The sequence below is a fragment of the Thalassotalea sp. PLHSN55 genome, from assembly GCF_052030545.1.
In the GTDB taxonomy this organism is placed as follows: Bacteria; Pseudomonadota; Gammaproteobacteria; order Enterobacterales; family Alteromonadaceae; genus CANMXU01.
In genome coordinates this window covers 212,645-231,431 of record NZ_JBPDIH010000006.1, presented here as the reverse complement: position 1 = coordinate 231,431, position 18,787 = coordinate 212,645, and the positions used below count along the sequence as shown (strand labels likewise).

The 18,787-nt window shown below is 40.5% G+C and carries 18 protein-coding genes; 9 read left to right on the top strand and 9 right to left on the bottom strand.

Features of this window, described 5'->3' with window-relative positions:
* Positions 1-16: 16 nt before the first annotated feature.
* The 4 genes from ACRRSQ_RS13570 (at position 17) to ACRRSQ_RS13555 (ending at position 5,021) form a co-directional block, all read left to right on the top strand.
* On the top strand, positions 17-988 hold the full coding sequence (locus ACRRSQ_RS13570) for a hypothetical protein (RefSeq protein WP_440876295.1): 972 nt from the start codon (positions 17-19) through the stop codon (positions 986-988).
* Positions 967-2,058: a hypothetical protein gene (locus ACRRSQ_RS13565; RefSeq protein ID WP_440876294.1), complete on the top strand. Its 1,092-nt coding sequence runs from the start codon at positions 967-969 to the stop codon at positions 2,056-2,058. Before ACRRSQ_RS13570 ends, ACRRSQ_RS13565 begins: the two co-directional genes overlap by 22 nt.
* A 96-nt stretch (positions 2,059-2,154) precedes the next feature.
* A complete protein-coding gene (locus tag ACRRSQ_RS13560; RefSeq protein ID WP_440876293.1) occupies positions 2,155-2,646 on the top strand; it encodes a YqhA family protein in 492 nt (163 codons plus the stop codon).
* Positions 2,647-2,843: 197 nt separating this feature from the next.
* Positions 2,844-5,021, top strand: a complete 2,178-nt coding sequence (locus ACRRSQ_RS13555; RefSeq protein WP_440876292.1) for a prolyl oligopeptidase family serine peptidase — start codon at positions 2,844-2,846, stop codon at positions 5,019-5,021.
* 104 nt (positions 5,022-5,125) lie between these two features.
* On the opposite strand, the gene ACRRSQ_RS13550 is transcribed toward ACRRSQ_RS13555, so the two are convergent.
* From ACRRSQ_RS13550 to ACRRSQ_RS13525, 6 genes are all read right to left on the bottom strand, one after another.
* Positions 5,126-7,069, bottom strand: a complete 1,944-nt coding sequence (locus tag ACRRSQ_RS13550) for a TonB-dependent receptor plug domain-containing protein (protein ID WP_440876291.1) — start codon at positions 7,067-7,069, stop codon at positions 5,126-5,128.
* Between the two features lie 125 nt (positions 7,070-7,194).
* The gene (locus tag ACRRSQ_RS13545) at positions 7,195-7,566 is read right to left on the bottom strand and encodes a hypothetical protein (RefSeq protein WP_440876290.1); all 372 of its coding nucleotides are present in this window, start codon (positions 7,564-7,566) and stop codon (positions 7,195-7,197) included.
* Positions 7,567-8,100: 534 nt separating this feature from the next.
* Positions 8,101-9,021 (bottom strand): manganese-dependent inorganic pyrophosphatase, encoded by a 921-nt coding sequence (locus tag ACRRSQ_RS13540; protein WP_440876289.1) that lies wholly within the window; start codon positions 9,019-9,021, stop codon positions 8,101-8,103.
* 200 nt (positions 9,022-9,221) lie between these two features.
* Entirely contained in the window at positions 9,222-10,190 is a 969-nt protein-coding gene (locus tag ACRRSQ_RS13535; protein ID WP_440876288.1) for a class 1 fructose-bisphosphatase, read from the bottom strand.
* A gap of 137 nt (positions 10,191-10,327) precedes the next feature.
* On the bottom strand, positions 10,328-11,257 hold the full coding sequence (locus tag ACRRSQ_RS13530) for a DMT family transporter (protein ID WP_440876287.1): 930 nt from the start codon (positions 11,255-11,257) through the stop codon (positions 10,328-10,330).
* A gap of 30 nt (positions 11,258-11,287) precedes the next feature.
* The gene (locus ACRRSQ_RS13525; protein ID WP_440876286.1) at positions 11,288-11,416 is read right to left on the bottom strand and encodes a hypothetical protein; all 129 of its coding nucleotides are present in this window, start codon (positions 11,414-11,416) and stop codon (positions 11,288-11,290) included.
* Positions 11,417-11,614: 198 nt separating this feature from the next.
* Between ACRRSQ_RS13525 and ACRRSQ_RS13520 the strand changes: the two genes are divergently transcribed.
* Genes ACRRSQ_RS13520 through elbB form a run of 3 tightly spaced genes read left to right on the top strand, consistent with a single transcriptional unit; the run spans position 11,615 to position 14,983 of the window.
* Entirely contained in the window at positions 11,615-13,063 is a 1,449-nt protein-coding gene (locus tag ACRRSQ_RS13520) for a PLP-dependent aminotransferase family protein (protein WP_440876285.1), read from the top strand.
* 49 nt (positions 13,064-13,112) lie between these two features.
* A complete protein-coding gene (locus ACRRSQ_RS13515) occupies positions 13,113-14,297 on the top strand; it encodes a multidrug effflux MFS transporter (protein ID WP_440876284.1) in 1,185 nt (394 codons plus the stop codon).
* Positions 14,298-14,326: 29 nt separating this feature from the next.
* Entirely contained in the window at positions 14,327-14,983 is a 657-nt protein-coding gene (elbB, locus tag ACRRSQ_RS13510) for an isoprenoid biosynthesis glyoxalase ElbB (protein WP_440876283.1), read from the top strand.
* Between the two features lie 116 nt (positions 14,984-15,099).
* Here the strand turns inward: elbB and ACRRSQ_RS13505 are convergent, their stop codons facing one another.
* The 3 genes from ACRRSQ_RS13505 to ACRRSQ_RS13495 form a co-directional block, all read right to left on the bottom strand.
* Entirely contained in the window at positions 15,100-15,276 is a 177-nt protein-coding gene (locus tag ACRRSQ_RS13505) for an oxidoreductase-like domain-containing protein (protein WP_440876282.1), read from the bottom strand.
* 173 nt (positions 15,277-15,449) lie between these two features.
* A complete protein-coding gene (hemJ, locus tag ACRRSQ_RS13500; protein ID WP_440876281.1) occupies positions 15,450-15,887 on the bottom strand; it encodes a protoporphyrinogen oxidase HemJ in 438 nt (145 codons plus the stop codon).
* Positions 15,887-17,569, bottom strand: a complete 1,683-nt coding sequence (locus ACRRSQ_RS13495; RefSeq protein ID WP_440876280.1) for a chloride channel protein — start codon at positions 17,567-17,569, stop codon at positions 15,887-15,889. Before ACRRSQ_RS13495 ends, hemJ begins: the two co-directional genes overlap by 1 nt.
* Before the next feature lie 127 nt (positions 17,570-17,696).
* Here ACRRSQ_RS13495 and ACRRSQ_RS13490 point away from each other — a divergent pair, with 127 nt between their 5' ends.
* Positions 17,697-18,356 (top strand): DUF6776 family protein, encoded by a 660-nt coding sequence (locus tag ACRRSQ_RS13490; RefSeq protein ID WP_440876279.1) that lies wholly within the window; start codon positions 17,697-17,699, stop codon positions 18,354-18,356.
* A gap of 79 nt (positions 18,357-18,435) precedes the next feature.
* The gene (gene erpA / locus ACRRSQ_RS13485; RefSeq protein WP_440876278.1) at positions 18,436-18,777 is read left to right on the top strand and encodes an iron-sulfur cluster insertion protein ErpA; all 342 of its coding nucleotides are present in this window, start codon (positions 18,436-18,438) and stop codon (positions 18,775-18,777) included.
* Positions 18,778-18,787: the final 10 nt, after the last annotated feature.

The following is an 18,787-nucleotide window of genomic DNA, read 5'->3' as shown; positions in this document are numbered from 1 at the left end:
TATTTCAGGACTCTTTATGAAATTAGTATCACTTTATATATTTTTATCAATTATCTTTCTTCAGGGATGTCAATCAACCCAGCAAGAACTAAACGAGCCATTACCTTTATGGGTACAACATCCTCCGCAAGATGATGATTCAACTTTCTATGGTCTTGGGAGTAGCTATAACCTTGAAGTTGCAAAGTCAGCTGCATTACAAGATGTCGCTGCAAAACTAGGTATTTCACTGGTTGGGTTAACTCAAATCAATCAGCAGCTCTCTGGCGTAAACTATCAAGTTTATATTAATCAAGATATGCGCACTAAAGTGGATGAAACCCTTATATCACAATATCAAATAGTGCAGACAGCTACTGTAAACCAGCAAATTTTTGTCATGCTAAAAGTGAATAAACACAATATATTAAATGACAACTTTACCCAATTAACGCAATTGAATGCCAAGGCTACAGCGCTTTTAGCTCGACAAAGTTCTATGTCTAAGATTGTGTGGAACTATAGAGCTCAAAAATTACTGTCGGAAAATATTCCGCGTACATTTCGATATGCAGCAATTATCAATATGTTAAAGCCATCAGCTGCTGTAGAGCGATTATTAATTCCCTGGGAGCAGTTAAATAAGAGTGTTCAGGGCAACTTGGCCGCTCTTTGCCTGATGATTCAAAGTTTAGATGAACAATCTAAAATATATGTTAACTCTCTTGAAAATCATCTAACCAAGCAAGCGATTAAAGTGACAAAAAATTGTTCAAGCAAGCTTGTGCTTTCATCAGTAGTTGAACAAACAAAATTATTCGATTACTTCACGTATAAGAACACCTTACAAATTCGTTTTACCTCGCGAGCTGAGGGGAATTTAGCATCAAACCAGCTTGTACTTATGGGTAAATCGATGACTGATTTTCAGGCTGCGAGAAAACTAACAATTGATAGTTTCAATAGAGAAATTGCAGAAACCAATCTATGGGAAATCATAAAGCTTTAATTTTTGTACTAGAAAACGTAAAGGGAAATAAAATGATAAAAAATATAATTACTTTAACTGCAGCTATGTCATTGGCGGGTTGTGCATCAACCTCAATTGACAATGATTCAGCGAGTCAAATTATATCTAACCCACAATTAAAAAGGGAATTACCTAAAGCTAGCCTTATGCCTACCAAGGCTCAGTTGGTAGGTAAACAGTTAAAAGTATTGGTATTAGATGCTGAAGAAAGAAATGATCTAGCAAAAAGCTCTTTTGCAGGCAGTGCTATGATTGGTTCTTTAGATAACTTGCTCCACCAAGCGGGGGTTGAGTTAGTTGATAGGTCTATCGCGACAAAAGTAAAAAATGAAATTATTGCTTATGAAACATCAGGAGAATATGACAGCCCATTACTTGATTTAGTTGATGTTTCCATTCTTCCCGTAATAACTTCAGCTACTTTTAATTATGAATTTAAAGAAGGGCATGAAGCGAAAAATATTATAACCGGCAAGCAAACTTGGGTTAAACCAAGCTGTAGTTTTAAAGCAACAGTGGCCGGAGTTGCCAAAACCTATAAGTTGCCCGAATTAAAACTAGCTTCCCAAGTTGAGTTATCTGGCGTATCTGAAATTTCAAGAGATGCTAGATCTTCATCTTGTAAAATATCGACCAATGAAAAGCAGGGGCTAATTGCACAAGCGGCTAAACAGTCAATAAGAAACTACAAGCAAATTATTCAAAATGAGTTTTCGCCCAAAGGCTATGTAATTCAGTATAAAGTATTAAATGAAAAACACTTTATCCAAATAAACATTGGTGAAAATAAAAAATTAGTAGAAGGCAGCAGTATTCAATTTGTTAAACAAGTAAAAAATACGAATGACCTTACTGGTGAATCATCTATTGACAATGTAACCATAGGTGAAGGCGACGTTACTAACTTAATTCAAACGAAAACAGCTTGGGTTAATGTTGAACCTGAGGTCGCATCACGCCTTAGTTTAGGTGATATTGCGCAGGTAGAGTTCAAAAAAGGGGCTTGGGATTACCTTAATGATGCTAACCAAGCGATAAAGTCTCTTTAGTGTAATTTGGCGGTAACTAATAGAGGTTAGAAGCGTTTCTAGCCTCTTTTAAATGCATAATCAATAGCTTCTAAATAAAAACAAGAAGGAAAGGGGATGGAACGTTTTTTTGAATCAATGCTGTGGAACAGCAGAATAGTACTCGTTTTTGGGGTGCTCTCTTGTATGTTAACTGGTGTAACGCTAATTATTTTAGGTTTATATGAAGTAATACACCTAATTAAAGCAATGTTTGATTATGTTTTTATAGGAACGAGCGATATTTCTCGAGATAACTTGATTTTGTATGTGATAGAAATTTTAGATACCTTTTTGTTGTCGTCCATTTTATTTATTTTTGCCTTTGGTCTTTATGAGTTATTTATTAGTCCAATTGAAAACTCAAGAGAGCATACTTCTAAAGCATATGAAATTAAAACGATAGATCAGCTGAAAACAAAGCTAGGTAAAGTTGTTGTCATGCTACTTGTTATTAAGGTTTTTGCCTTTCTCGTCGAAATTGAGCCAACAACAATGATAGAAACACTTTATTTATCAATAATCGTACTATTAGTTTCGGTTAGTCTCTGGTTAGGGCATAGCAAATAGATTTTAATCTTATTAGAGGCTAACTGCCGAAAAGTCAGTTATATTACCTTTGTTCTTTCTTTAGCATGGAACCTTGTCTTTACATATAATCACAATTGAACCGCGGGTAAATGAGCTTGACGCTCGCTCTTGTATAGACATCTTTTAGCCACTTACCTATGATATTTGCCACCATATAACCTGATCTTAGGTAGCAAATGAATATCAAAAAATTAGCAATAAGCTCGGCTATTTTATTAGCACTTTCTCTTTCTGGCTGTAGCCAAGAAACTCACTCTGTTGCTAAAACATCAGTAGAGTCTAATCAAGGTTCAAGTGCACAAGTCATTTACCCGCAAACTAAAAAAGGGGCGGTAGTTGATGATTATTTTGGCATAAAAGTGGCTGATCCTTATCGCTGGTTAGAAGATGATATGAGCGCGGAAACGGCGCTTTGGGTTAAGGCTCAAAACAAAACTACCCAAGCTTACCTAAGCCAAATTCCTTACCGCGACCAAATAAAAGACAAACTCGCGACTTTACTTAATTATGAAAAAGTTGGCATGCCGTTTATTGAAGGTGACTATGCTTATTTTTACAAAAACGATGGTTTGCAAAACCAATACGTTTTATATCGCCAAAAAGGTGATGCTGCGCCAGAAGTGTTTATCGACCCAAATACCTTTAGTGAAGACGGTACCGTTTCTTTATCAAGCATCGAATTTTCTGAAGATGGCTCACGTGCGGTTTATTTAATTTCTGAAGGTGGTAGTGATTGGCGTAAAGCGCGAGTAATGGATACTCACAGCAAAGAAATTATTGAAACTGAATTAGTGGATATTAAATTCAGCGGCATTGCCTGGGTAGGCAATGAAGGCTTTTATTATTCAAGTTACGACAAGCCAAAAGGTAGCGAGTTATCGGCAAAAACCGACCAACATAAACTGTACTTTCATAAGCTAGGTACGTCGCAAGCTGAAGATACGCTTGTTTTTGGCGGCACAGCGGCGGAAAAACACCGTTACGTTGGCGCTGATGTCACGAGTGATGGTAAATATTTATTAGTTTATGCGTCAGTTTCAACCTCAGGTAATAAACTGTTTTTAAAAGACTTAACCAAGCCAAACAGCAAGCTGGTTGCTGTGCTTAATGATACCGACTCTGATACCTCATTAGTTTCAAGCTCGGGCGACGAGTTACTGCTAGTAACCAATCGCAACGCACCAAATAAACGTGTCGTGAAAATGAGTGCCTTATCGCCAAGCCCTGAAAATTGGGTCGATGTAATTCCAGAAACTGATAACGTATTGTCGGTTTCAACGGGCGGAAAATATATTTTTGCCAAATACATGAAAGATGCCACGTCATTTATTCAGCAATACGACCTTAACGGCAAGCTAGTACGTGATATCGCATTGCCAGAAGTGGGCACGGCTAAAGGCTTTGAGGGTAAAAAATCACAAAGCGATATTTATTACTCGTTTAGTAACCAAAAAACGCCATCGACCATTTTTAGTTTAAATACTGAAACCGGTGAGTCTAGTGTACACCTGAAATCGAAAGCTAAGTTTAATAGCGATAATTTCGAGTCGAAGCAGGTTTTCTATACCTCAAAAGATGGCACAAAAGTGCCGATGATCATCACCCATAAAAAAGGGTTAATACTTGATGGTTCAAACCCAACCATTTTATATGGTTACGGTGGTTTTAATATCAGCTTACAGCCACAGTTTAGCGCAACTCGCGCCGCGTGGTTAGAGCTTGGCGGCGTATATGCAGTGGCCAATTTACGTGGCGGCGGTGAATACGGTAAAAAGTGGCACAATGCCGGTACGCAACTGAAAAAGCAAAATGTATTTGACGACTTTATTGCCGCAGCGGAATATTTAATTAACGAGAAAGTTACCTCATCAGAAAAGCTCGCGGTTATGGGCGGCTCGAACGGTGGCTTGTTAGTTGGTGCGGTGATGACCCAGCGCCCTGAATTATTTAAAGTGGCGTTACCTGCGGTTGGTGTATTAGATATGCTGCGTTACCACACCTTTACCTCGGGTGCGGGTTGGGCGTACGACTACGGTAAGTCTGACGATAATGAAGCGATGTTTAATTATTTACACGGTTATTCACCGGTGCATAATGTGAAATCGGGTACGCATTATCCAGCGACTATGGTCACCACCGGTGATCATGACGACCGTGTTGTCCCTGCGCATTCCTTTAAATTTGCTGCCGAGTTACAAGCGAAGCAAGCAACACATCAAGGCGCTAACCCAACTTTAATTCGCATTGAAACTGACGCCGGTCATGGCGCAGGCACGCCTATTAGCAAAACCATAGAACAATACGCGGATATTTTTGGTTTTACCTTGTTCAATATGGGTGTTAAAGAGTTATAAGGTATTAAAGACTTATGGCTTATTGATTTTATAGCTGTTTAAACGCATAAAAACGGGCGCTCTTTAGCGCCCGTTTTTAGTTATGTGCTCTGGCAACTCTAGTACTAGTGACCAAACTGAATACGAACACCGGCATTAACAGTAAAGCCATCATTACGTGACCATATATCCGTTGTCCAACGTCCGCTTGGCGCTTGTTGTGGCAATACTAACGACTCGTGTTTGGTTTGACGAACATCAAGCAGGTTTTCGGCATTCAAGAAATAGCTTACCCGACCTAGTGTAATTTGACCAAGCAACCCTAAATGCCAATATGCCTCACTTTTATCTCGATAAGGATTACCTTCAAGGCGCTGTGTGCCTGTGTAGTAGGCTTCAAAACCAACAAGATGGCTACCATGCTCTTCCCACATAAGAACAGCACCTGCCGAGTGTTTAGGGGTAAGGGCTAATTGCTCGCGCCCTATACCGCTATCACTTAATTTCGTAGCGTCGGTATACAAATAACTGCCGGTGAGTTTCAGATCACGCCAGCGATAGCGAAGCAAAAATTCAGTGCCGCGAATCTCACTTTTGCCCATCGCATTGATTATGCGTACTTGTTTTTCTTGAGCGGTATTTGTATCTGCTTCATATGGCGCAATAACTTCTAGCTCGGTGACATTTTCAACGTCAGATGCAAAAAAGGTCACACTGGTTTCAACACTGTCGGTTAAATAACTAATATCAATCGAAGCGGTATTGGCTTGTTCGGCTTCAAGTTTTTCAATGGGCTCTAGGCGAGATAAACCAGCATCTTCAATATCTTCGATAAAAGGCGTTGGTGCATAAAATCCTTGTCCATAAGAGCCACGAATAAGCCAATTTTCTGGATTATATAACAGTGAAACACGTGGACTAAATTGCGTGCCGTATTCGCTGTGCCAATCAGCACGGGCACTTAGCGACATGGAGATATCATCGCTCGCTTCATAGTCAAATTGTGAGAATAAGCCCGGCACTTGGTAGCTGTAGTTAAAGGCGGAAAAATCGTCTGAATCAAATTTATCGGCTTGATAGGCAATACCAACAAGCCATGCGGTAGCGTCGCTATAACCAGAGAGGCTTGACTCAAGTAAGTAACTTTCATGGCTGTCATTTTCTGCCACTAAACCATAACCATGGTCGTGCTGTTGTTGCATTGCCGAACCACGCACATTTAGATCAAGTTCTTCGCTCAGTGGTTGCGCAAAAATAAAACCTGTGTCGAGCCTTAGCGAGTCTTGCTGTTGAACAAATGCATTGCCGTCAGGCATTGTTGCGCCTTCTTCTGTGCCGCCAATACGCTCTTCTTTCATCGCGCCAAAGGTCATGTAGAGATTTGCGCCATTTTCACCTTGCCAATACACACGTGGGCGAATAGTTGCACGCTGATATTTTGCCATATCAAGCCAACCGTCATCGTCTAAGTCTTGTTGTTCTTGATTGTGTAAGCCGGCAGTTAGCGATGCGCTAGTTGCTTCATTAATCGGTGAAGCAAAAAATGAAGTAATGTCTTGACCATTTTTTGAGGTCGCATTTAACAAAACCTCGCCTTCTGCTTCGTCTTTTGGCGTGCGGGAAATTAAATTAATCACCCCGCCAAGCGCTGAACCACCGTACAGTGATGATGCGCTACCCTTAATTATTTCGACATTGGCAAGGTCGGTTGGCGGAATTTGCAATAAACCAATCGATGAAGCTTGGCTACCGTACAATGGCAAACCATCGCTGAGTAATTGCGTATATCGACCGTACAAACTTTGCAAGCGAATATTAGCACTGCCCAGTGCGGGCGAAGTATTTTGTACGCGAACTCCGCCGGTTTCTGCAACGAGCATAGAGATATTGCCAGGGCGCATTAACGCCTTTTCTTGAATTTCTTCGCTGTTGATAATTTCGGTGCGTGTGGCTGACTCGGTGACAATTCGGCCAAGTCGAGACGCGGTTACTTGGATCTTTTCAATTTTGCTTTCTTGATGTTCATGATGATGATCATCATGGTGGTCTTTTTCAGTCGCAAAAGACATCGAAGGCGCCAACAGCACAACAAGTGCGCTTTTAAAATATTTAGCAGGCATGTTTACCTCAGGTAATGCAAAAACTTGTGAAACGTTCACAATCAATAAAATTTGAGTGTTGGTATAAGAGGGAACTAGCTAAATGAAATGGGCGGTCGATAAAAAGGCGCAGCAATAAAGCGTGGCGCTTTTATTTGCTGTGACTGAAGAGATTCCGTTAAAAGTACTAGGGCTAACGTAGAAAGCCGAGTATCTAAGTAAACCATTGAAGAGCAGGTATTGGTCGGGCATATGCAGATGGTTTCACAGCATTCAACTTGGCAACAATCAACGTCACAACTGTCATTGTCATTGTCACAGTCATCATCGATGTGCTGAGATGAGTTGGTGCTATTTTCATGCTGAACTTGTGCCTGAACTGCCATTCCCTGACCAGCGATCACTTGGCCAAAAAAGGCAACCAGCATGGTGATGATAATCAGCAATTTTGACAGTGGTTTAAGCATATATAACTCGATGAAAAATCGCAGTTAGTGTAGAGGTTTTTAGCGGATAAGTGAAGCGGAATAAGTCATAGAACAATAGGTGTTCTCAGTAAAATTGAAAGGGGGCAAATGAAAGGGGTCAGTGACATTAATTTGAAATTTCAATTGAGGTGGTAAGGTCGCGGTTTTATTTTTAAGCTAGTCACTGACCCCTGTTGTTAAAGCTTAGCTTTAACCAAATGAAAGGGGTCAGTGACATTAATTTGAAATTTCAATTGAGGTGGTAAGGTCGCGGTTCTATTTTTTAGCTAGTCACTGACCCCTGTTGTTAAAGTTTAGCTTTAACCAAATAGAAGGGGTCAGTGACATTAATTTGAAATTACCATTGAAGTAGTAAGGTCGCGGTTTTATTTTTAAGCATGTCACTGACCCCTGTTGATATTGTTATTTAATTCGCATTAAAAAGCCGAGCGATCTTTTAGGTTCGCTCGGCTTTATTTTGCTTATCGCTTTTAACTGACAATTTGTAACTTGCAGCTTTGTTCTTATCGCTGCTTAAGCTAAAGACTCTTGCAATGGCGGCACAACTTGCTTCTTACGGCTAAGTACGCCGTCTAACCACACTTTGCCATCAACGGTTGCTTTGCCGTAAGCTTTTTCGGTTAAGTCGTCGTTATCGCTAACTACTAATAATTCTGAACCTTCTTTCATAATATCAGTTAGTAATAAAATAACGCTATGACGGTTACCTTCCGCTTTAAGTGCTGCGATATCAGCTTCAAGGTCGGCTTTCATTTCGTCAAAAATTGCTAAGTCAATCACTTCTAATTGGCCGATACCAACAAGCTTTCCGTTCATGTCGAAATCTTTAAAATCACGAAGTACTAAGTCGCGTACTGGTGTACCTTCAACAGCCGATTTAACTTTAAACATTTCCATGCCAAGTGCTTGAGGATCTTCAATACCCGCGATTTCAGCTAAGGCTTCAACACATTTAATATCAGCAGTCGTACACGTTGGTGATTTGAATACTACTGTGTCTGATAAAATGGCACACATCATCGCGCCAGCAATGTTTTTAGGGATCTCCACTTGGTGAAAATCGTACATCATTTTAATGATGGTATTGGTACAACCTACCGGGCGGATCCAGCACTCTAGTGGTGTAGAGGTTGTGATGTCACCTAATTTGTGGTGATCAATAATACCTAAAATAGTGGCGTCGTCGATATCGTCTGGACCTTGTGTACGCTCAGAGTGGTCAACAATATATAAGCTTTCACCGGCGTAGCTCATTTTAAGTTCTGGCTGTTCAAAGCCAAATTTTTCTAAAATGAATAAGGTTTCAGGAGAAAGCTCACCTAAACGTGCAGGTACGGTTTCTTCACCTAACGTGGTTTTTAAATAAGAAAGGGCGATTGCTGAACAAATAGAGTCAGAATCTGGAATTTTGTGTCCGACAACATAATTAGGCATAAAAATAAATCCGCTGATAAATTGGTCAAATTAAATTGGCGCTATTCTAGCAAAGAAAATCGGTTTTTGGGTAGCCTAAGGAGAATTTATCGACAAAAGTCTTAAACTGAAAGGAAAGTGCTTGCATGGAAGAGGGAAATGAAAACGGGATAACAAAGTTGTTATCCCGTTTTAGTAAAACTTTTCTTAGCTAAAAGCGTCTATTTGTAATAACTTAAACACTTTTCTACTTCATTTTTTGAACCCATGATCACTTCCACGCGTTGGTGAATGCTGGTGGGTTCAATATCCATAATACGACCTTCACTGGTCATACATAAACCGCCGGCTTGCTCAACCAAAAAGCTCATTGGGTTGGCTTCATACATTAAACGCAGCTTGTAAGGTTGCTCGGCATTTTTATTATCAGCAGGGTAGGTGAAAATACCACCACGACATAATAAACGGTGAACATCGCCAACCATGGCAGCAATCCAGCGCATATTAAAGTTTTTACCACGCGGCCCAGTATCACCGGCTAATAAATCAGCAATGTAATTTTGCATTGGCGCTTGCCAAAAACGTTGGTTCGACATGTTAATGGCAAATTCTTGGGTATCTTGTGGAATTTGCACATTACGTTCCACCAATAAGTAACCACCGTGGGTGCGGTCTAATACGTAAAAGTGGGTGCCGCTACCTGTGGTCATTACCAACATGGTTGAAGGACCATACAAAACATAACCGGCACACACTTGTTGGTTACCCGGTTGTTTGAACATATCAGGGTCGTCAGCCGACATGCCTTCTGGTGCGCGGTGAATAGAGAAAATAGTACCGATAAGTGAATTAATATCGATATTTGAGCTACCATCTAGTGGGTCAAATGAAACGATGTACTTACCGTATTCGTCGCCCGGTACAGAGGTATCTTCTTCTTCTGAAGAAATCGCTTTAACAAAACCAGACTCTAATAAAATGTCTTTAAATAATTCGTTGGCAACTACGTCTAACTTTTTTTGCACTTCGCCTTGAATGTTTTCATCAAGTGTTGAACCCATTAAGCCACCTAAGTGAGCTTGGCTTACACGAAACGAAATTTCTTTGGTGGCAGCTAGTACAGTTTTTATCAGAGAAATTAAATCAAGAGGTACGTTATCTTCACGTAGTGCGGGGGCTAATCGTTGCATTGGGTTCCCTAGTTAATATAGATGCGTCGGCTAATCGGTTATTGGCGGTAATGTTATTTTAACTGAAAGTATTTCAGCTTGTTATTAAAACAAGGATGAAATGTTTTATCGCGTATATCTAGGGAGATTGTAACAGCTTAATCTAACATTTTCACCCGTTTGTTAGATGAACTGGCACTACGAAATAACCTGAAATGCTTAGGCTGGGCAATTAAAACTAAGTTTCCGATCAAAATTGTACTAAAACCGATCACCGTCGAGGAGGACCAGTGAAAGTTTTCAACAAAAGTTGAAATAACAACAGCGACTGCTGGAAACATTATCGACGCATACGAGGTTTTATGAGCGCCAAGTCGAGTTAACAATGTAAGGTAACAGGCAAAGGCAATTACCGAGCCGAATACCGATAAATATAACAACGAGCTAATGTAGGCAAAGTTAAATGAAAAACTAAACGACTTACCTTGCATAAGCAGCAGTATTGTCATAAATAAGGCGCCGTAGGCCATCCCCCACGCAGTTGTCGGCAATAACGGCAGTTTTAACTGTTGATTTTTCATTGAAATCATATTGCCAAACGAGGCACAGAGCGTACCGATAAGGCTAAGTGATAAACCAATTAATGCTTTTTGACCGAGTTCAACATCGCTAATTTGCGGCCAAAATAATGCAACTATGCCGCACAGACCAAGGGCGCCGCCTAAATACACTTGCGCAGTAATTTTGGTTTTATACCAAATGCGCGCATTAATGATATTGGCGAGCATCAAGGTGGAAAAGGCAATGCTAGTTAATGCTGAGTTGATGTGCATTTGCGCATTGTAAAGCAGGTAATAATTAAGGCCGAACAAGCAAATACCAAACAAAGCAAAACTAGCATGTTGTTTGATATTAAAACTAAGCGTTAGTTTTTTATAGCTGCAATAAGCAAATAATAACAGCGCTGCTAAGGCAAAACGATAAACGAGTGATGCCTCAGGTGCTACATCGCCTAATTGGTAGTTAATCGCAATCCAGGTTGATCCCCAAATAACTACCGTTAGAAAATATAAAACACTATTGCTCATCACTCGTTCCTAAAAATTGTTGAAGAAAGTTTACCCGATGCGTTTTGACATTTGCACGGATTGAGTTTCCTTGATCACAAGTTCTTGAAGTAGATTGCTTTGTGCTAAGTTCGCAAAGCCACGACGTAATACGATAGAAATAAAGTTAATGAATCTCATGATAGTCTCCTCAGTTTAGTAAAAAATGAATGAACACCATACCTTTAGTGAACATGTAAATTAACGTTGCCAGAATTGAGGCTTATAGTGGCAAGCTCCTGTATCTGGATGGACATGATAAGGTTATTTTGTTCTAATAACATATACAGAAAAATGGAAATGCAACCTACACAGTTTTGTTGTGAACCTTGAATATTAATGAAATTACTTAACAGAAACTCGTCAGACTTTTTATATCAACAAGTTATCGACTTTATTGAGCGCCAGCAAAAATCAGGGGCGCTGCGTCCCGGCGATAAACTGCCGAGTTTACGCAAACTCAGTAAACAGTTTGAAATTAGTGTGCCGACCGTTAAACAAGCTTACATTGAGCTTGAGCGTCGAGGTATGGTTAGTGCAAGACCGCAATCTGGCTATTACTTAAAAGCGCAAAATGCCCGCACACTCATGCCACGGCCAGCAAAATGGAAAGGTGGTAAGCCAACGGAAGTTAAGTGTCGCAACATTATTGAAACAGTGCATGAGGTTATGCATTCGCCCGACACCGTTGCACTGGGTATATCCAACCCAATTTTAGCGCATCCGCCAGATAAAACGTTGGCGCGTTTAATGCGTAATGTATTAAGCAAAGTGGCAGAAAAAGCCGTCAGTTATGGCTCTGTAATTGGCGATACAAAATTACGCATGCAATTAGCTTTTCGTTATCAAGATTTGGGCGTTGAAGTGAATGTTGACGACATTGTTATCACCAATGGTGCCCAAGAAGCGCTTTCCATAGCATTACAATGTGTTGCACAAAGGGGCGATGTAATTGCGGTAGAATCGCCGTGCTTTTTTGGTTTGATTGAGCTGATTGAAAGTTTAGGTATGAAGGCGCTAGAGGTGTATACCTGTCCTGAAGAAGGGTTATCGATTAGCGGCTTAGAAGAAATGATCCAAGTGCATAAGGTTAAGGCGTGCTTATTTTGCACGGCGATTAACAACCCGCTTGGTTCGATGATGCCAGACTACCAGCGAGAAATGCTGGTGCAACTGATTGAAAAATACGATTTGCCGTTAATTGAAGATGACGTTTATGGCGACTTATATTTTGGTGATGCTCGGCCAAAACCTGCACAGTTGTATTCTGAAAAAGGGCTGGTGATGACCTGTTCATCATTTTCAAAAACGGCAGCGCCGGGTTATCGTGTTGGTTGGTTGATCCCCGGAAAATTTGAAGAGCAAGCCAAGCGCATTAAACGGGCACAGTCTTGCTCTACGCCGATGTTGCAGCAATGGACATTAAGTGAATACTTACTGTCGGGTGATTATGATCGCCACTTAGCGGTCTTACGAAAAAAGCTCAGAGCAAATTGCGAGCGAATGCGCGCTTTAGTTGCTGAGCATTTTCCAGAAGATGTCTGTATTTCGCAGCCAAGAGGCGGCAGTGTTTTATGGATTCGATGTCGCTCGCATGTTAATACCAGTTTGTTATTTGAACCGGCAATTGAACGTGGCGTGAGCTTTGCTCCCGGAGAGATATTTTCCCCCGCGGGTAAATACAAAAACTATATGAGACTAAGCTTTGGCGTGCAGTGGAGCGAACGTATTGAGCAGGCGATTGTCAACCTAGCAAAGTTGGTAAAAAATTACCCTGCGCCAGAATAGAAATTTAATTGGCTTGAGTTTTGAATCTTGAGCCCTGATAGGAAAAAAATTGAATAATCTTGAATCAAAACCAACGTCAATGAAGCTAATTATCCCGTTACTTGCTTCAATTATCGCACTGTCACCTCTGGCAATCGATATGTATTTGCCGGCAATGCCACAGTTAGCAGAGGCATTCTCTACCAACATGGGCTTAGTGCAAACCACGTTAAGCATATATTTGCTCGGCTACTCTGTTGGTTTGATTACTTTTGGACCTTTGGCTGATAAATACAGCCGTCGAGCCTTGGTTATATTGGGCTTGAGTGGCTTTATCATCGCAACAATATTATTGGCATTTTGTCAGACCATTGAACAATTTCTGGCTTTGCGATTTGTACAAGCCTTTGTTAGTAGCGCTGCTTCTGTAACTGTGGCAGGCACTGTGCGCGAACTTTATGGCAAAAATACCGCCAAAGGTTTGTCTTATGTGGCGATGATCATGATGGTTGCGCCTATGATCGCGCCAACCATCGGCAGTGCGCTATTAACGTTACACGACTGGCATGTAATTTTTTATGCTATTGGCGCTTATACGTTTATCGTGCTGGTTGCGGCTTACTATTATTTACCTGAATCAAGCCAAGATAAAAGCCTTAATAAAGTGAGCTTTTTTGGTCGTTATAAAATTGTTTTTTCTCACCGTGAAGCGCGCTTAGATTTATTGTCGTTGATGACCAACTCGCTCGCCTTTTTCAGCTACATTACCGCTATTGCGTTTATCTACTTAAAAATATTTGGTGTATCTGAAATGGAATTTAGTTTGCTGTTTGCCTTAAACGTGTTTGCGTTAATGCTCGCGCATTTTATCAATAGCCGTTTAGTGGTTCGCAAGGGGTCACGCTTTATGCAATGGGCTGGCATTGCCGTTGCGTGCAGTTCGTCGTTAGCACTTTTGACCGTGACCTATTTGCAATTACCTTTAATTTATACCGTTATTAGTATTTTTCCTTTGATGGGCAGCTTATCAATGATTTCGGTGAACACTGAGGCGCTGGTATTACTTAATTTTAGTCAAAATGCAGGTACGGCTACAGCCGTTGTTGGCATTATAAAATTTGGCATTGGTGCGTTAGCAGGACCGATATTAGCGTATTTTTATAACGGTTCAGCATTACCTTTTGCTATATTAATGGCGACGGCTGTATTTGTTGTTGCAGCGATACAAACCATTCGAAAAGTGATTTATAGTTAAAAAATTTAAGTAAAAGGGACATGCCAACAATGAAAAAAATTGCAGTGATATTAAGTGGTAGCGGAGTCTATGATGGCAGTGAAATTCATGAAGCTGTATTAACCTTACTATCGATTGAACAACAGGGGGCTAAGTACCGTTGTTTCGCACCTAATATTGAACAATACCATGTGATTAACCATTTAACCGGTGAAGTTAGTGAAAATGAATCCCGTAATGTTTTAGTTGAATCAGCCCGCATTGCCCGTGGCGATGTTGAAGACTTAACGGAGTTAGTGGTTGATGAATTTGACGCATTAATTGTTCCCGGTGGTTTTGGCGCGGCAAAAAATCTATGTAACTTTGCCATTAATGGTCAAGACTGCGACATTAACGCTCATGTTTTAACAGCAGCGCAAGCGTTTGCTAATGCGAAAAAACCGGCAGGTTACATGTGCATTGCACCGGCAATGTTACCGTTAATTTACGGCCAAGGCATTGAAGGTACTGTGGGTACTGACAGCGGCGTTTCAGACTCGATCAGTGCAATGGGTATGACCCATAAAGATTGTGCGGTTGATAATATTATTGTCGATGCCGATCACAAAGTTGTATCTACACCTGCTTATATGTTGGCAAGTTCAATTGCTGAAGCCGCAACAGGGATTAATAAACTTGTGAAAGCAGTGCTGTATCTTTGTGACTAGAAACAAGTGCAAAGTAACAAGTGAAAAATGAATAGTTAACAGATTGCATTAAGTGCTATTGGTGGGAATGCTAGCCGTTTTTAGTTGCTAAGCATTCCTGCTGGTTGAGCACATTTTTATTTGGATTCTGGAGCGGATTCTTGGCTCTGTTCTTGTTGCGCTTTTAGCTCGGCTTGCGCTAGGCGCCATTTTTTCAATTCTGCGTAATAATGATCCCAAACACAGGGGTTGCAAGCTCCACCTCCACAACAATCATCATCAGCTGGCGGCAAAGGTTTTTCTGAAACGGCCATACATAACTCACCTCATTAATTTTTGGCAATTATAAATAAATAACCAGTGAAAAACAGTAACGGTGCTTTTTTGCAACTTGTCGAAAAAGTCCGTTACTGTAAAGATATTATGCTAGGGGCTACTGATCTTTGTTTCTAATTTGATTAAATAAATGATCAGCTTGGTATAATGGTTATGAAAAGGTGGGTTTTAAATACACTAAAAATACCACCACAAATAAAATGATAACTGGCACTTCATTAAAAATACGATAAAACTTACCTGAGCGTGTATTTTTATCTTCCTTAAAATCTTTCAGTAATTTAAAGCAATAGCCATGATAAGCGAGAAGCACCAATACTAAGGTAATTTTAATGTGTAACCACTTCATGGCGACAAACCATTGATAGCCGTACTGATAGATAATGGCAAAACCAAAAGCGAAGGTTAAAATAGCAAACGGGGTGACAAAAAGTAATAAACGACGCTCCATGCCTTTAAGCTGCTCTATGATGTCTTTGTTGTCGGTTTCGGCGTGGTTAACAAATAATCGTGGCAAATAAAAAATGCCTGCAAACCAAGCCACCATAAAGCAAACGTGAAAGGCTTTTAGCCATAAAATTGTGGTCATTACGTGAGTTTTCCTGTTAATAAATAAAGTCTGAGCTGCTCGAAGGTTACCAGCCCTAAGATATTATCGGGGTCTTTGTCATAGATATAAACCGCACCTTGGCGTTTTTTCACTAATACTACATAGACTTCTGCTAAGGTTGACTGGCTTGATAGCGGCATAAGTTTATGATCGGTGACATGAATAGTGTTGTTGTCATCTTTATGGGCTTCAAGCCAATAATAATTTGGCTCACCATCGGTCATTATTTTTATTACATTAAGCGGTTTCGATGGGTCGTCTATACCTGCTTTTTGTTCTGTTTGATTTGGTTGTTGGCCATTAGCAAACACGGCAAAGTGTGTTTTTAAAATGGCAAGCACACCTATTTTTTGCAGCGACTGCTCAATCGGGGTTTTACGGTAGCTTAAGCCTTGTACATCGAGCTGCATAATAAACAAGGAACGATTGTTAAATACCTGCCCAGACGACAAACATGCGGTGGTTATTACAATCATTGCCGGTACAACAATTTCAATTTGGTTAGAGAGTTCAACCACTGTGAGCAGTGCCGCTAACGGTGCATTTAAGGTGGCCGCTAAAAAGCCCGCCATGCCCATTAAAGCAAAATCGCTCGCCAAATGTTCACCGGGCATAAATTTCAATACTATGACCGATGCACAGGTACCGGCAATTGCGCCAATACTAATTATTGGACCTATGGTTCCGCCAGGTACACCTAAGCCAAGCGCGCAAATGGTCATCACAAATTTAGCCATTAACAAGCCCACCAATAAATGTAAATGCCATTGATTCTCAAGCGAAAAGTCGACCACAGTAATATTGGCCATCGCATAAGGAACAAAGTAGGCAATAGTGCCGGTGATAAAACCTGCGGCTAGAATACGAGCGACGATGTGATACTTAGCGGAGTATTTAATAATAGACACTAAATAACGGTTATATAAAAATGCCAATACGCCTAAAAACAACCCCAGTAAAACCAAAGCAGGGTAGTGCTGTACTCCTAAAGCGATTTTGGTGAAAAACTCATATTCGTGGCTAAAACCATAAACACCGTTGGTGATCATCGTGCCAACAATCGCCGCTAGCATAATGGGAATGAACATATAAACTTTATATTCGCGTAGTATCACTTCCATCACAAAAACCACTGCCGCGATTGGCGTATTAAAACTTGCTGCAATACCGGCAGCGACACCACAGGCACATAAGGTTCGCACGCTGTTATAAGGTAGCTGTAAATAGTTGCCAATAAAGCTAGAGCATGCTGCGCCTAAATGCACCGCAGGCCCTTCTCGGCCAACAGAAAAACCGGTTGCTAGCGCGACGGCGCTGCCAAAAAATTGATTAATGGTATTGCGAAATGGAATGATGCCGTGCGCCGTTTTTAGGCGGTGCAAAACAAAAGGAATGCCTGTTCTCGCGTACTTATAGCCGGTGAACCAAGACAGTAACAAAATGACTAATGCACCAATTATTGGCAAATCAAAACGACTTAACGCACTTAAGCTGATATAGTTGTCGACTTCGGGTAGGTACGATAATTGAATTAGTTCAATGGTGTAGTTAAACGCAATGATCAAAAATGCCGCGACAACACCCACAATGGCGGCGAGCAAACAAAGTTGCCACGACGTTTTGGGTTGGGCGAGAGGTTTTTTTTGATCAGCTAGGAGCATTATAAATATGATGCGCTTTTTGTCGGTAATAGTTAAATATCATAATACTTTTTAAATGAATTGGTTAGCAAAAATAAATCTAAATATTGTTGTACAAAAGCTAGGACCGTTTCGATCGGCGCTACTCTTGCTCGCAATTATTGGTATCTGCTTATTTAGTGGTTACCGTATTGGCAATTTTTATCACAATTATCAGCTTGAAACCTTAAGCCAGCAGCAAACAAGGCTAGAACAGCTTTATCAGCAACAAGACAAGCAACTGAGTCGCATTAATACCTTGGAAGTTGAATTAGAAGTTGAGCGTCTGGCAAATCAACAGTCGCAAGCCTTACTTAAATCGATGGAGCAAGATCATTATCAGGTGAAAAAAGAACTCGCTTTTTATGAAAAAGTGATGGCACCTGAAAAACGTGCTGACGGATTAGTGATCGACAGTTTTGCTTTATGGGCAAGTAAAAGTGACAATCATTATTTATACCGCATTGTGCTGGTGCAACAGCAGCTTAAGCGCTCTTCAGCTAAAGGTTATGTTGATTTTTCTATATCAGGTAGCCTAGATAATAAACCAACAGAATTATCGCTTGCCAAAGTTTCTACCAAAGAACTCGCGAAATTAGACTTTAGTTTTCAATACTTTCAAATTATCGAAGGTGAGCTGGAATTACCAGCAGGTTTTATCCCTGAAAAAGTCGCCATTTCCGCGACCATTCCCAAAGGTCGCTGGCAAAAATACTATCGTATTGATGAAAACTACTTGTGGTCTAAGCTAGTTAAAAATGATCCGTAGAATGTAGAGCAAATACTTGACTGAATCACTCAAGTTTAAGATAATTCACCCTAGTTTGTATCCTAGTAAGTAAAAATTAATGTCTGAAGCTGAATTACCAATTAAATTTACCGATGCTGCCGCAAGCAAAGTGCTTGCTTTAGTCACCGAAGAAGAAAACCCTGAATTAAAGTTACGTGTTTATGTAACTGGTGGTGGTTGCTCAGGCTTTTCGTACGGATTTACTTTTGATGAAAAAGTGAATGAAGGCGATATGACCATTGAAAAACAAGGTGTTGTTATGGTGATCGACCCAATGAGTTTACAATATTTAGTTGGCGGAGAAGTTGACTATATTGAAGGCTTAGAAGGTTCTCGCTTTTTAGTGAACAACCCAAATGCAACTACTACCTGTGGCTGTGGTTCATCTTTCTCGATTTAATCTTAAAGGT

What these genes read in the sequence shown, in the direction of transcription:
- elbB (WP_440876283.1), top strand. Translation starts at nt 14,327, where the DNA reads ATGAAAAAAATTGCAGTGATATTAAGTGGTAGCGGAGTCTATGATGGC.
- ACRRSQ_RS13520 (WP_440876285.1), top strand. Translation starts at nt 11,615, where the DNA reads ATGAAATTACTTAACAGAAACTCGTCAGACTTTTTATATCAACAAGTT.
- ACRRSQ_RS13535 (WP_440876288.1), bottom strand. Translation starts at nt 10,190, where the DNA reads ATGCAACGATTAGCCCCCGCACTACGTGAAGATAACGTACCTCTTGAT.
- ACRRSQ_RS13495 (WP_440876280.1), bottom strand. Translation starts at nt 17,569, where the DNA reads ATGCTCCTAGCTGATCAAAAAAAACCTCTCGCCCAACCCAAAACGTCG.
- ACRRSQ_RS13565 (WP_440876294.1), top strand. Translation starts at nt 967, where the DNA reads ATGGGAAATCATAAAGCTTTAATTTTTGTACTAGAAAACGTAAAGGGA.
- ACRRSQ_RS13555 (WP_440876292.1), top strand. Translation starts at nt 2,844, where the DNA reads ATGAATATCAAAAAATTAGCAATAAGCTCGGCTATTTTATTAGCACTT.
- hemJ (WP_440876281.1), bottom strand. Translation starts at nt 15,887, where the DNA reads ATGACCACAATTTTATGGCTAAAAGCCTTTCACGTTTGCTTTATGGTG.
- ACRRSQ_RS13570 (WP_440876295.1), top strand. Translation starts at nt 17, where the DNA reads ATGAAATTAGTATCACTTTATATATTTTTATCAATTATCTTTCTTCAG.
- ACRRSQ_RS13505 (WP_440876282.1), bottom strand. Translation starts at nt 15,276, where the DNA reads ATGGCCGTTTCAGAAAAACCTTTGCCGCCAGCTGATGATGATTGTTGT.
- ACRRSQ_RS13560 (WP_440876293.1), top strand. Translation starts at nt 2,155, where the DNA reads ATGGAACGTTTTTTTGAATCAATGCTGTGGAACAGCAGAATAGTACTC.
- ACRRSQ_RS13545 (WP_440876290.1), bottom strand. Translation starts at nt 7,566, where the DNA reads ATGCTTAAACCACTGTCAAAATTGCTGATTATCATCACCATGCTGGTT.
- erpA (WP_440876278.1), top strand. Translation starts at nt 18,436, where the DNA reads ATGTCTGAAGCTGAATTACCAATTAAATTTACCGATGCTGCCGCAAGC.
- ACRRSQ_RS13550 (WP_440876291.1), bottom strand. Translation starts at nt 7,069, where the DNA reads ATGTCTTTTGCGACTGAAAAAGACCACCATGATGATCATCATCATGAA.
- ACRRSQ_RS13530 (WP_440876287.1), bottom strand. Translation starts at nt 11,257, where the DNA reads ATGAGCAATAGTGTTTTATATTTTCTAACGGTAGTTATTTGGGGATCA.
- ACRRSQ_RS13540 (WP_440876289.1), bottom strand. Translation starts at nt 9,021, where the DNA reads ATGCCTAATTATGTTGTCGGACACAAAATTCCAGATTCTGACTCTATT.
- ACRRSQ_RS13525 (WP_440876286.1), bottom strand. Translation starts at nt 11,416, where the DNA reads ATGAGATTCATTAACTTTATTTCTATCGTATTACGTCGTGGCTTTGCG.